Consider the following 13,428-nt stretch of genomic DNA (forward strand, 5'->3'; position numbering starts at 1 on the left):
CTTGTCGTCGATTGGATCTTGCAAGGCCCGGGCTTCGCAGGAAGCGGTTCAGGGCGATGGAGCCCCGCGATGCCGGCAAGCGCCGCAGCCTGTGTCCAGCGGTCAGACGACCCCTTGTCGCCTCAGGGCTTCGATGTCGTCCGGACCGATGTCCAGCCCTTGAAGAATCATGTCGGTATCTGCCCCGAGCCGCGGCGCCGGCTTGATCCCGAAAGCTGAAAACGCGCGCGTGCGGATGTTCGCAGTGGCGATCGGCAGCGACACCGGCGCTCCGTCGAAAGGCATCAGCTCGAAATAATCCGATGCGCTTTCGGCGGCGAGAGCCTGTGCCGGCGTGAGAATCGGGCAGGCCGGTATCCGGGCAGCTTCGGTTGCCTCGAGGCACGCGGTGAGCGTGCGCTCCGCGCACCATTGTCCCATGATAGTGCTGAGAACCTCGCCGTTCTCGCCTCGGTCGATATCGGTGAGGAAGCGCGGATCCGCTGCGAGTTCAGGACGGCCGACCAGTTCGGTCCAGCGCTCGAACATCTGTTTGCCGATTACCTGAACCATGATCCAGCCGTCCTGCGCCTTGAACAGGTCCGAAGGGCCGGCAATGGGGCTACGATTGGCCGTCGCCGTCCTGCGGCGCGCTCCGGTTGCTTCCTCGACGAGGATCGGATTCATCATCGTCAGGGCCGTTCCCATCAGGCTGCATTCGACATGCTGGCCCCTGCCGGTGATGGCGCGGTCGAAAAGAGCGGCGGCCGTCGCGAAGGCGGCCGACGCACCAGTGGCGTAGTCGACATAGGACACCGCGGCCCGCATGGGGCGTTCGCCGGTGCCGGAAAGGTACATCGCGCCGCTCAGCGCCTGTCCCATCCCGTCGAAGCCGACGCGGTCCCGCTGGTTGCCGGAATAGGCGAAGGCCGAGACGGTGGTGAGAATGATCTCGGGATTGAGCTGCCGCAGGCTCTCATAGTCGAGGCCGAGCTTGACAAGGGGCCTGTGCGGCAGGTTGACGACAACGACATCGCTGGCTGCGATCAACCGGTCGAGGATCCGCCTGCCGCTCGGCTGTGAGAAGTCGAGCGTCAACGACTTCTTGTTGCGGTTCATCTGAAGATAGAGACTGCCGCGGCCATCGATGCCCACCGGCATGACCTCCCGGTCCGCAGCGCCCTCCGGCGACTCGATCCTGATGACCTCGGCGCCCTGGTCGCCGAGCATTGCGGCGCAAAGCGGTGCTGCGATGTAGCGTCCCAGATCGAGAACGCGCAGGCCCGATAGTCCACGAGCCTCCAGCCGCGCCGAGGGTTCCCGGTTGTCAGTGGAGCAGGAGGAATCGCGCTGCATCGGCCAATCTTTCAACAAGCGTACGACAGCCGCGTTGCCAGCTTCGCGGTTTCCCGACGCTCTGCGTGTCGGCTGCCATCGATCGGGCGAGTGCCGATGCCACGCAGGAGGGCGATTCGGATCGCCGTAAATAGTCTAACGTTTGTTTGAATATTGAGGCTGCAGCCGGCTGTCAATAGGGGAGGCGGCGGGGCTAGGCAGCCGAGGCGCCGGATTTCGATTCGGCCGTCCGGTGAGCCGGATCCTCCTCAGGATCGCGCTGGGAAAGGCTCGCAAGCCTTGCACCGAAAGCCGGGTCGCGCGGCGGCGGGTGAATCGGCTTGCCAATAAATCTACCATATGTTAGGCAGAATTTAGAAAAAGACGAACACAGCAATGCCTGACGGGAGGCGCCCAATGACGGTCGAGAATCGATTCGGATTTGACGAAGCTGATTTGCGCGATGCGGCCACGGTCTTTGCGCCGGGGTTGTTCGAGGGGCGCGTCGCAGTCGTTTCAGGGGCTGGCACGGGGCTGGGGCGTGCTATCGCCACGCTCTTCGCGCGATTGGGGGCGTCGGTCGCCATCTGCGGCCGGAACGAGGAGCGATTGGCTGCGACTGCGGAATTTCTGCGTAGTTTCGGCGGAAAAGTCTTGGCGCGCCCGACCAATATCCGCGTTCCCGATGAGGTCGACGCGTTCATCGCTGCGGTTCGCGCCGAGTTCGGCCGGATCGATGTGCTGGTCAACAATGCCGGCGGCCAGTTTCCGCAGGCGGCGATAGACTTTTCCCGCAATGGCTGGAACGCCGTCATCGACACCAATCTCAATGGAACATGGTGGATGATGCAGGCGGCGGCCCGGACCTGGATGGCCGACGGGCAGCCTGGCTCGATCGTCAACATCGTTGCCGATATCTGGCGAGGCATGCCGGGCGTGGCGCACACTTGTGCGGCGCGAGCCGGTGTCGTCTATCTGTCGAAGACGGTAGCAGTCGAATGGGCACCGTCGAATATCCGGGTCAATTGCGTGGCGCCCGGCTGCTGCGAGAGCAACGGCTTCAGTCGCTACACTGCCGAGGGCGCGGCGACCTTCCAGGAATCTAATCCGATGCTTCGAGCCGGAGATGAATGGGATATCGCCGAGGCGGTGGCTTACATCTCCGCCGGATCGGGAAAATTCATAACCGGCGAAGTATTGACGGTCGATGGTGGCCAGCAGCTTTGGGGAGATCCTTGGCCGACAGGTCGTCCTGAGTATTTCAGGATCCCATAAGGACCTACTCGGCTCTTCCGATCCGCTTTCAGGCTGCGTGGAACAATATGCACCAAGATATCAGTGCGAGCGGCATTGCCGCGTCCGCAGGGACGCGGGATCCGATACTTGAATGCGTCGGGATCGAGCGCCGGTTCGGAGGTGTCATCGCCGTGTCCGGCGTCGACCTGGAGATAGGCCGGGGCGAGATTTTCGGCCTGGTGGGCCCGAATGGAAGCGGCAAGACCACGCTGACCAATGCGATCACCGGATTCTATCCGCCGACCAAGGGCACCATATCGCTGAAGGGCAAGCCGATCGCAGGAATGGCCCCGCACGAGGTCGCCAGGCTGGGCGTCGCCCGCACCTTCCAGAATCTGGCGCTGTTCAATGGCCTGAGCGTTCTCGAAAACATTTTGCTCGGGCGGCACATCCATCTCCAGTCCGGCGTGCTGCGCACGGCGCTCTACTGGTGGCTTGCCCGGCCCAGCGAGGTGGCCAATCGCGAGATCGCCGAAGAGGTGATCGAGTTCCTCCAGCTCGAGAGCATCCGCCACGAGGCGGTCGACCGGATTCCGATCGGGCTGAAGAAGCGCGTCGAGCTGGCGCGCGCGCTGGTCGCCCAACCGGACCTGCTGATCCTGGACGAGCCGATGGCCGGCATGAACCAGGAAGAGAAGGAATACATGGCGCGCTTCATCCTCGATGCGCGCGCCGAGCGCAATGTGACCGTGCTGATCATCGAACACCACATGGATGTGATCCTGGGCATTTGCGACCGGATGCTTGCGCTCAACTACGGCGAGATGATCGCGAGCGGTGTGCCGAGCGTCGTCATCAAGGACCCGCGCGTGGTGAAGGCCTATCTGGGTGACCGCTATGCCGACTGATCCAAAGCTGGCTCCAAACGGAAACGACGGCGTGGACACGCTGATCAAGCAGCTCGTCCGCAATGCTGCGACGCATGGCGCCCAGCCAGCCATCCGCGAGAAAGAGCGCGGCATCTGGCACGAGATCACCTGGAGCCAGTATGCCGACGCGATGCTGTCGGCGGCCGCGGGGCTCGAGATGCTCGGCATCAAGTCGCGCGACGCCATGCTCGTCCTCGGCGACAACCGCAGCTCGCTCTATTGCGGCATGCTGGCGATCGCCGCTTTGGGTGGCTACGCGATGCCGGCCTATTCGGGCGCAACGACCGACGAACTCCGCCACTTCGTCAGCGAGGTCAATCTGACCGTCGCCCTGGCCGAGGACCAGGAGCATGTCGACAAGGTGCTGGAGCTGCGCGCTGCCGGCGCCCAGATCGAAACTATCATCTACTGCGATGAGCGCGGCTTTGGCGGCTACACGGCGCCTGGCCTGATCTCGTGGCAGGCTCTGCTGGACAAGGGGGCCGAAAGACTTCGCGCCGACCCCCGCCTTCGTCAGCAGATCCTGGAGCGGAGCGTACCCGACGACGCGGCGATCTTCCTGCATTCCTCGGGAACGACGGGGAAGCCGAAAGGCATCACCATCAGTCATCGCAATTATCTCGCGGCCAGCCGCAACGCGCTCGCGGGGGGCGTTTTTCAGGAGGGCGAGGAGGCGATGGCGTATCTGCCGATCGCCTGGGCCGGCGACTACGCGCTGTCGATGGCAGGCGCCATCTGCAGCCGCTTCACGATCAACATCCCCGAGCGGCAGGAAACCATGCTGCGCGATGTGCGTGATGTCGCCCCGACATTCTTCCTGGCGCCACCGCGCAACTGGGACAACATGCTGACGACGATCCAGGTGGGGCTGGAGAGCTCGACCCGCTTCAAGCGCTGGATCTATCAGCAGTTCATGGATCTCGCGATCGCGAGCGAGCAGCGCAAGCTGAAGGGGGAGCCTGCCTCGCGGCTTGAATGGTTGTGGCGACCGATCGGCGAACTCGTCGCCTACGGGCCGATCAAGGACCAGTTCGGCCTCACCCGCCTGCGCAATGCCTTCACCGGCGGCGAGGCGATCGGCGAGGACACGTTCGTCTTCTACCGCGCGCTCGGCATCAAGCTGCGCCAGCTCTATGGCCAGACCGAGAACAGCTTCATCACCGCGACCCAGTCGCCGGATGAGGTGATGCTGCACACGGTCGGACGGCCGCTTCCCGGCGTCGAGATCACCACCTCCGCGGATGGCGAGATCATGGTCAGGGCCGCGAGCGTGTTCTCCGGCTATTTCAACAATCCGGACGCGACGGCCACCACCCTGGTGGATGGATGGCTGCGCACGGGCGATGCCGGCTATCTCGAGGCGGACGGGCAGCTCGTCGTGCTCGGGCGCATCGCCGAGGTGGTGCATACGGCCGGCGGAACCCGCTACGTGCCGAACTACATCGAGAACCGCTTGAAGTTCAGCTCCTACATCAAGGATGTCGCCGTCATCGGCGCGGGGCGGGACCATCTGGTGGCGATCCTGTCGATCGATTTCGAGGCGGTCGGCCATTGGGCCGAGGTCAACAGCATTCCCTACGCGTCCTATGCCGACCTATCTCAGCGCCCCGAAGTGGCCGAGTTGCTCCAAAACGCCGTCCGGCGCGTGAACAACGTCCTTCCGCAGGCGCTGCGCGTCGTGCGTTTCGTCAGTCTCCACAAGGAGTTCGACCCCGACGACGGCGAGATCACCAGAACAAGGAAGCTGCGCCGCAACGTGGTCGAAAGTCGGTACGAGCCGGTCATTGATGCGCTCTACAGCGGCGATTCCGATGTGCGGATCAGCGCCACCGTCAGCTACGAAAATGGTCAATCCGGCACAGTGGAGCGCACCGTGCGCATCTGGGGGGTATAATGGACGCGCTCCTGCTTACAGAACTGGTCATCAACGGCGCGGCTACAGGGCTCCTCTATTCGCTCGTCGCCGTTGGTCTGGTTCTGGTCTACAAGTCTTCATCCGTGCCGAGCTTGGCGCATGGCGCGCTGATCATGCTCGGCGGCTACATCACGCTGGCATTCACCTCCCAGCTGGGGCTGCCCTTGTGGGCGGCAATCCCGCTGGCGATGGTCGTGATGTTCTTCTTCGGGCTTGCGCTGGAGCGGCTGACGCTGCGAAGGCTCGCCGGACGGCCCGTCATCATGATCCTGATGATGACGCTCGGGCTCGAAATCGTCATCCGAAGCACCACAATGGCGATCTGGGGGGCTACGGCGCGTCCGATGGGGCTCGGCGTCAGCTATGATCCATTGCTCGTCGGACCGCTCCTCCTCAGCCGCATCCATCTTTGGGGAGCGGCTGTCGCCGTGGTTCTTCTGGTCGCCTTTCTGATCTTCTTCCGTACTCGTTTGGGCGTGCGGTTGCGGGCGATCTCCGACGACTACACGGCCTCGTGGTCGGTGGGCATCTCGGTCGAACGCGGCATCGCGCTCTCCTGGGGCCTGGCCTCGGTGACGTCGGTCGCCGCCGGCGTCATCTGGGGCGAGATCCAGGGCGTGGATCAGGGGCTCTCGCTGCTGCTCCTGAAGGGCCTGACCGTCGCGGTTCTCGGCGGGCTCGACAGCCTGCCGGGCGCGCTCGTCGCCGGGCTGCTGATCGGCGTGCTCGAGGCTGTCGGATCGGCGCTGCTCGACCCGCTGGTCGGTGGCGGCAGCCGGGACCTGATCATGGCGGCGATTCTCATCCTGACCATCCTGATCCGTCCGCATGGCATTTTCGGCCGACACGACATCGAAAGACTCTGAGCCATGTTCTACAGACAAGCCGGTCTTCAGCAGACGAGCTACGTGGCCGACACCCGCGTGCTCAAGATCCCAGCCGACAAATATACTGCCATTGCACTGTTCTTGCTGGCGCTCGCCGCTCCGCTTTATCTCAGTGATATCCACCTGAAGAGTTATGTACTGCCGTGGCTGATCTGGACCGCTGCGGCGCTCGGACTGAATCTCGTCACCGGCTGGGCCGGACAGCTGCATCTCGGCTATGCCGCGGTGATGGCGGTCGGTGCCTATTCTGCGGTCCATGCCGCCCGCTTCGGGATTCCGTGGGAGGTCGCCTTCCTCATCGCCGGCGTCAGTGCGGCGTTGATCGGCAGCCTGTTCGCTTTCGCCGCGCTGAAGGTCAAGGGGCTCTATCTTGCGCTGACAACGCTGGCGATGCAGTTCGTCATGGACTGGATCCTGTCGCATGTGCCGGCGGTGACCGGAGGCAGCCATGGCGTGCTTCAGGCTCCGCAGTTGCGCTTGCTCGGCCAGCCGGTCACGTCGGATGCGGCGCTCTACTACGTTGCGCTCGCCTGGTGCCTGCTCGTTACGCTCTTCGTCATCAACATGCGCCGCACCGGTCTCGGCCGTGCGCTGATCGCCGTCCGCGAGAAGGACTACGCCGCCGCCATCCTCGGCGTGAACAGCTTCGTCTACAAGCTGGTGGCGTTCGCGACCTCGTCCTTCATCGCCGGGGTCAGCGGCGCGATCCTCGTCGCGACCTTCTACTATCTGGCCACGCCGGAACAGTTTGGCGTCAATGTCTCGATCCAGGTGCTGGCGATGGTGATCGTCGGCGGTCTTGCGCACATCATCGGCACCTATCTCGGCGTCGCGCTCATTCTGTTGGCGCCGGTCCTGCTCAACGACCTTGTCCCTAGTCTGCTCAGGCTGTTCGACATCGTCCCGAGCGCCGAGGCGATGGCCCACATCCCAAGCGCCACTTACGGCGCGCTGATCGTCATCTTCCTGCTCGTCGAGCCGCTTGGTCTCGGAAAGATATATAATAATATTCGAGATTATTTCATGGTTTGGCCGTTCAATCAGGTCAGAAAGTGACGCCGCCATGACTGAGAAATCTCAATCTAATACCAAAAATATACTTTCCTTGAACAGCATCGAGGTCGTCTACGATTCGGTCATAGTCGCCGTAAGGGGCATATCGCTTCAGGTGCCGCGGGGCGGCATCGTAGCTCTCCTCGGCGCGAACGGTGCCGGCAAGAGCACGACGTTGAAGAGCGTGAGCGGGTTGCTCGCGCCGGAGCGCGGCAAGATCACGCGCGGCCATATCGAATTCGATGGCGAGCCGATCCGCGATGCGGCGCCGGATTCGCGGGTCGGCCTTGGCATCTGCCACGTGATCGAAGGGCGCCGGGTCTTCGAGCACCTGACGCCCGACGAGAATCTGGAAGCGGCCGCGCCGATGAAGCTGTCGCGCGCCGAAGTGAATCGCGAGCGGGACCGCATCTACGACTACTTTCCGCGGATCGCACAGCGCAGGAAGTCGAAAGCGGGATACCTCTCCGGCGGAGAGCAGCAGATGCTGGCGATCGGCCGGGCGCTGATGACGCGGCCCAAGCTGCTGATGCTGGACGAGCCCAGCCTCGGTCTCGCGCCGCTGCTCGTCGCCGAGATCTTCGGGATCATCCAGCGCATCAATCGCGAAAACGGGCTGTCAGTGCTTCTGGTGGAGCAGAACGCGATGGCGGCGCTCGAGGTGGTCAGCCACGGCTACCTGATCGAGCAAGGCCGCATCGTCATGCACGATACCGCGCAGGCGCTGAAAGAAAATTCGGATATCCAAGAGTTCTATCTCGGTGGGGGGCAGGCGAAGAACTTTCACGAAATCAAGCATTATCGCCGAAGGAAGCGGTGGCTTTCTTAATAAAACTCATGATAACTTCAGGGAGGCTGTAATGAAACTTTCAATGCATGTTAGGGCCGGTTTGGGCGCGGCGCTGTTCGGGCTGCTTTCCAGTGCGGCAGCGAGCGCGCAGGAGCCGCTCAAGTTCGGATTGTGTTACGATCTCACCAAGGCGTACACTTTCCTGAGCCCGCATATTGCGCAGGCCGCCCAGGACCTGGCCGCGCTCCAGAATCTCAAGGGTGGCATCGAGGGGCGCCCGGTCAAGATCGTGTTGCAGGACCATGGCAACGAGCCGCAGCGCGGCATCGAGTGCTATGAGCGCCTGAAGCGAGAGGGCGTCTTCGTTTTCGACTTCCTGTCGAGCCCGGTTTCCAATGCGATGATGCCGCGGACGGCGAAGGACGGGAATATCCATGTCACGGCGATGGCCGGGCGGGGTGACGCGATCGATGGCGAGGTCTTCAAGACCATCTATCCCCTTGGGCCGACCTATTGGGGCCAGGCCGCCAACGACATCGACTACATCAAGAAGCAGAGCGGCGGAAAGCTCGCCGGCAAGAAGATCGCTCTCGTCTACCTCGATACCGCATTCGGCCAGGAGCCGATCCGGGTGCTGCAGACGCTGGCAAAGCTGGAAGGTTTCGAGCTCCAGCTCTTCCCAGTCCCGCCGCCGGGTTCCGACCAGAGCGCGGTATGGACTCAGGTTCGACGCGCCAACCCTGACTGGATCCTCGGCTGGATCTTCGCCAACCAGCAGGTCGTGGCCGCGCGTGAGATGAAGCGCAACGGCATCCCGACCTCCAAATACCTCTCCAGCAACTGGCTGAACGAGGCGGATCTCGCCAGCATCGGCCTCGATGCGGCGAAGGGCGTCAGGCGCGGCACCAATGTGGCCGGTGGCCAGAAAAGCCCGCTCATTCAGGAGATTATCACGACCCTCTACGACAAGAGCCTCGGCTCCGGCGACCGCAAGCTGGTCGAGAACGTCTACTACAACACCGGACTGGCGATTTACTCGCTCGTGTTCGAAGGTGCCAGGCAGGCTCTGAAGAAACACGATAGCAAATTCACGCCTGAGACGATGAAGGCCGGTCTCGAGAGCATCAAGGATTTCGATGCCAACGGGCTGTTCGCGCCGATCACCATCACCGCCAAGGATCATGGCGGTGGCGGCAAGACGCGCATCGAGATGTGGGATGGCCAGCAGTGGGTTCCTCAAACCGAGTGGCTGAGCGCCTATGACGACGTGATCTGGGGCGTCGTGCGCGAATATTCGAGCAAGTTCAAGGCTGAGCAGAATTGAATGAGGCACCTGCGCGGCGAGTTCGCTCGCCGCGCAGGTGGTCGAAGACAGAGTGATTGCGGGCTATGAAAAGTGGCCGACAATCTTGGGTTGAGATGTTGCGGATGGTGTTGGAAAGAGTTTGGAGATTCAGATATCCGCTCTATTTCTGCGATTTCTGAAAGGCAGTTGATGAAATCCGACGATCAAGACGCACCTCTCCAGAAGGTCCGCAGATCCGCAAAGCCGCGCAAGGCCGATGTCACGCGCCGCGCCATTCTCATCACCACCGCGCGGATGTTCGCCGAGAAGGGGTACAGCGAGTGCAATCTCCGCGAAATCGCGGAGGAAGTCGGCATCAAGGCTGGCAGCTTCTATTACCATTTTCGATCCAAGGATCAGATCCTGGACGAAATCCTGGATGCCAGTATCACCCTGATGTCCGGTGCCGTGAACTCGGCCGTGGCGGAACTTGGGCCGGACGCACCGGCTCTTGCGAAAATCGCCGTCGCCATGCGCGCCCATGTGGCGACTTTTCTCGTCGACGACGCGAGCTCCGCGGCACTGATGCGGGTCTACGAGCACCTTCCGCCGTCGATGAAGCGCCGCTCCCGCGAGCAGCGCCGCGCTTATGCGCAGATCTGGTTCGATCTGTTTGAGCAGGGCGTGAAGGAAGGCAGCATCCGCGACGATCAGGATCCGAAGCTCATGGTGACCTTCATCCTCGCAGGCATGAGCCGCGTCGTGGAATGGTACAATCCACGCCATATGCGCGTTTCGGAAGTGTGCGAGCTGGCGGTCGAGCTGTTCTTGAACGGCGGGGTGATCGCCAAGGGCGTGAAGGCGAAGATCCCGGCGGCCTGATCGAAAATCGTCGTTGCAATCAGACTAACGTATGTTAGATATTGATTGCCGGACGCATTCCGCGCCGCTGTATTCCGCGTGCGCGCGAGCTCGTGAACTTCCGGAATTTTTTGAGCTGGCGACGAACGCCGCAAGGGTTCGAGGGAGGGGATAGCCATGGCCGGTCCATACGCAAGATACGACAAGCTGCTGTTCGACAAGCCGGCCGACCGCGTGCTTCGCGTCACCTTCAATCGCCCGGAGACGTTCAATTCCGTCGATGCCGAGACGCATGCCCAGATGACCGACCTGTGGGTCGACATCGGCCGGGACCCCGAGGTGAACGCCGTGATCGTGACCGGCGCGGGCCGAGCATTTTCCGCTGGCGGCGATTTCAACCTGCTCGAAGGCATCGCCGGCAATTTCGATGTCGTCATGCGCACCTGGCGTGAGGCAAAGGACCTCGTCTATAACATCATCAACTGCAGCAAGCCGATCGTGTCCGCGATCAACGGGCCGGCTGCAGGGGCCGGGCTTGTGGTCGCGCTGCTCGCCGATATTTCGATTGCGGGCAGGCGGGCGAAGATCGTCGACGGTCACCCGCGGCTGGGCGTGGCGGCCGGCGATGCGGCAGCGATCATCTGGCCGCTGCTCTGCGGTATGGCCAAGGCGAAGTATTATCTTTTGACCGGCAAGGCCGTCAGCGGCGAGGAGGCCGAGCGGATCGGGCTGGTCTCGATGTGCGTCGACGATGACGAGCTGCAGTCGATCGCGCTGGAGACTGCGACGTCGCTGGCCACCGGTGCGCAGAGCGCAATCCGCTGGACGAAATACTCGCTCAACAACTGGCTGCGTCAGGCTGGGCCGACATTCGATGCCTCGACGGCGCTCGAGATGCTCGGCTTCATGGGGGACGACGTCAAGGAAGGCATCGCAGCGCTGCGCGAGAAGCGCGAGGCATCCTTCCGGAGGGATTGCCCGCTTTAGGCGGGCGAGGCTCTGCCTTTCCTTCGACCGGCGGGGCCGTTCCAGAGCGGTCCCGCGTGCCTTCCTGTTCCTCTCGACTGCGGGGATGTCTGATCATGAGCGACGTTTCAAGCTGGAAACGGCTCGCCGTCGAATATGCGGAGGCGGCGAAGCGGGCGCCGGGGCTGAGGGCGCGTTTTGAGGCGGCCGACTTCGATCCTGCTGCGCTGGCCTCGCTGGAGGATCTGACGCGCCTGCCTGTCCTGAAGAAGGAAACGCTGGTCGCGCTGCAGCGCGCGAATCCTCCTTTCGGTGGGTTCCTGGCCGCCGACCCGCTATCGCTGGCGCGCATCTACGTGTCGCCGGGGCCAATTTTCGAGCCGTCTCTGGCGGATGGTGGGGCTCACAATCTGGACATGCTGTTTCGCGCCGCGGGTACCGGTCCCGGCGACATCGTCCTGAACACATGGTCCTATCATCTTGTCCCGGCCGGCCTGCTCTTCGACGCGGCTGCGCGGGCTGTCGGTGCCACGGTGGTGCCCGGCGGGGTCGGCAATTCCGAGCTTCAGGCGCAGGTGCTCGCAGAGCTCGGGGCGACGGCGATCGTCGCCAGCACCGCTTTCTTCATCACGCTCGCAGATGCGGTGATCGCGCGCTATGGCCGCGAGGCCTGGCGCGTGCGCACCGCCTTTCTCGGTGGCGAGATGGGCGACTGGGCGGCAAGACGCAGGCATATCGAAGCGGCCTATGGGGTGACGACCTGGGCGGCCTATGCGACGGCCGATCTCGGCCTCGTCGCCTATGAGGATGGCCGTGGCGAGGGCTATGCCGTCCACCCCGATTGCATCGTGCAGATCTGCGATCCTGCCACCGGGCTGCCGATGGCGCCGGGTACGACCGGCGAGGTCGTCGTCACAACCCGAAGCGCCAACTGGCCGATGATCCGCTTCGGAACAGGGGACAGCGCATTCGCGCTCGAGGCCGGCCCGGACGGCAGCGTGACGCGCCTTTCCATGCTGCAGGGCCGTGTCGGCGCCGCGGTGAAGGTGCGCGAGATCTTCGTCTACCCGCGTGTCGTCGAGGAGCTGGTGATCGCCACGCCGGGTGTTGCGGCCGCGCAGGCGACGGCTCGGCGCCGCGAAGGGCGCGAGGTCATCGATCTCGGCCTCGTGCTCGAGCAGGGCGCCGATGCCGCCGCGGTCAAAGCCAGCGCGCTCGAGACGTTCAAGACTCTGGCCCGCGTCCGTGCCGATGCGGCCGCGATCATCGCAAGCCTGCCGGAGAACGCGCCGCTGCTCCTCAACGAGAAGGACGGCTGACGTCGCGACCGGAGCCGGCGGTCCCGATCGCCGACATGCGTCGCAGTCAAATAGCTTCATGCGTCGCTGACAAACAACCTGGAGGATCTGACATGAGAGGCCTTGAAGGCAAGCGTGCGATCGTGACCGGCGGCAGCGGCGGCATCGGTCGTGAGATCTGCCGCCGCTTCGGCGCGGAAGGCACCGAGGTGGTGATTTTCGACCTCGACCCGGCGGGCGGGCAGGAAACGGCGCGGATGGTGGTCGAGGCCGGCGGCAGGGCCTCCGCCCACCGCGTCGATATTTCCGACCGTGCCGCCGTCGATGCGGCGCTGAAGCAGGTCGAGGCGCAAGGCGCGGTCGACATCCTCGTCAACAATGCCGGTTGGGACCGTCCCATCCCGTTTCTCGAGACCGATGCCGAGTTCTGGAAGAAGGTCATCGACATCAATCTGTACGGGCCGCTCAACATGCATCACGCCGTGCTGCCCGGCATGATCGCCAATGGCGGCGGCTGCATCGTCAATGTCAGCTCCGACGCCGGGCGCGTCGGGTCCTCCGGCGAAGCGGTCTACTCGGCCTGCAAGGGCGGCGTCATTGCCTTCTCGAAGACCATCGCGCGCGAGCTGGCTCGGAAGAATATCCGCGTCAACACGGTGTGCCCTGGCCCGACCGACACGAATTTGCTGGCCGAGTTCCGCAGCGGCGATGCCGGCGACAAGATCCTCGAGGGCATGAAGCGGGCGATCCCGATGCGGCGGATCGGCCAACCTTGCGACTATCCCGGGATCGTGTGTTTCCTCGCATCGGACGACGCGGCCTTCATTCTCGGCCAGACCATATCGGTGTCGGGCGGGCTGACGATGCACGGCTAGCCGGCGCGACCGCAGGTCT

The 13,428-nt window shown here is 63.5% G+C and carries 12 protein-coding genes; 11 read left to right on the forward strand and 1 reads right to left on the reverse strand.

The window, feature by feature from the left end:
• Positions 1-102: 102 nt before the first annotated feature.
• On the reverse strand, positions 103-1,335 hold the full coding sequence (locus ACWGRX_RS16565) for a CaiB/BaiF CoA transferase family protein (RefSeq protein WP_452118422.1): 1,233 nt from the start codon (positions 1,333-1,335) through the stop codon (positions 103-105).
• 396 nt (positions 1,336-1,731) lie between these two features.
• On the opposite strand from ACWGRX_RS16565, the gene ACWGRX_RS16570 reads away from it, so the two are divergent.
• From ACWGRX_RS16570 to ACWGRX_RS16620, 11 genes are all read left to right on the forward strand, one after another.
• Complete coding sequence (locus tag ACWGRX_RS16570; protein ID WP_452118423.1) at positions 1,732-2,589, forward strand: SDR family oxidoreductase; 858 nt, start codon at positions 1,732-1,734, stop codon at positions 2,587-2,589.
• A 152-nt stretch (positions 2,590-2,741) separates the two neighbouring features.
• Positions 2,742-3,458: an ABC transporter ATP-binding protein gene (locus ACWGRX_RS16575; RefSeq protein WP_452118424.1), complete on the forward strand. Its 717-nt coding sequence runs from the start codon at positions 2,742-2,744 to the stop codon at positions 3,456-3,458.
• 31 nt (positions 3,459-3,489) lie between these two features.
• The gene (locus tag ACWGRX_RS16580; RefSeq protein WP_452118425.1) at positions 3,490-5,373 is read left to right on the forward strand and encodes an AMP-dependent synthetase/ligase; all 1,884 of its coding nucleotides are present in this window, start codon (positions 3,490-3,492) and stop codon (positions 5,371-5,373) included.
• A complete protein-coding gene (locus tag ACWGRX_RS16585; RefSeq protein WP_452118426.1) occupies positions 5,373-6,260 on the forward strand; it encodes a branched-chain amino acid ABC transporter permease in 888 nt (295 codons plus the stop codon). Before ACWGRX_RS16580 ends, ACWGRX_RS16585 begins: the two co-directional genes overlap by 1 nt.
• A gap of 42 nt (positions 6,261-6,302) precedes the next feature.
• Positions 6,303-7,337, forward strand: a complete 1,035-nt coding sequence (locus tag ACWGRX_RS16590) for a branched-chain amino acid ABC transporter permease (RefSeq protein ID WP_452118427.1) — start codon at positions 6,303-6,305, stop codon at positions 7,335-7,337.
• 7 nt (positions 7,338-7,344) lie between these two features.
• Complete coding sequence (locus ACWGRX_RS16595; RefSeq protein ID WP_452118428.1) at positions 7,345-8,163, forward strand: ABC transporter ATP-binding protein; 819 nt, start codon at positions 7,345-7,347, stop codon at positions 8,161-8,163.
• Entirely contained in the window at positions 8,096-9,448 is a 1,353-nt protein-coding gene (locus ACWGRX_RS16600) for an ABC transporter substrate-binding protein (RefSeq protein ID WP_452118429.1), read from the forward strand. The genes ACWGRX_RS16595 and ACWGRX_RS16600 overlap by 68 nt, the downstream gene beginning before the upstream one ends.
• A gap of 171 nt (positions 9,449-9,619) precedes the next feature.
• Positions 9,620-10,291 carry a TetR/AcrR family transcriptional regulator gene (locus ACWGRX_RS16605; protein WP_452118430.1) on the forward strand — a complete coding sequence of 224 codons (672 nt, stop codon included), beginning with the start codon at positions 9,620-9,622 and terminating at the stop codon, positions 10,289-10,291.
• A gap of 156 nt (positions 10,292-10,447) precedes the next feature.
• Positions 10,448-11,257 carry an enoyl-CoA hydratase/isomerase family protein gene (locus ACWGRX_RS16610; protein ID WP_452118431.1) on the forward strand — a complete coding sequence of 270 codons (810 nt, stop codon included), beginning with the start codon at positions 10,448-10,450 and terminating at the stop codon, positions 11,255-11,257.
• A gap of 95 nt (positions 11,258-11,352) precedes the next feature.
• Positions 11,353-12,555 carry a phenylacetate--CoA ligase family protein gene (locus tag ACWGRX_RS16615; RefSeq protein ID WP_452118432.1) on the forward strand — a complete coding sequence of 401 codons (1,203 nt, stop codon included), beginning with the start codon at positions 11,353-11,355 and terminating at the stop codon, positions 12,553-12,555.
• A 92-nt stretch (positions 12,556-12,647) separates the two neighbouring features.
• Entirely contained in the window at positions 12,648-13,409 is a 762-nt protein-coding gene (locus ACWGRX_RS16620; protein WP_452118433.1) for a glucose 1-dehydrogenase, read from the forward strand.
• Positions 13,410-13,428: the final 19 nt, after the last annotated feature.

This window comes from Allobosea sp. NPDC055594, assembly GCF_053618995.1.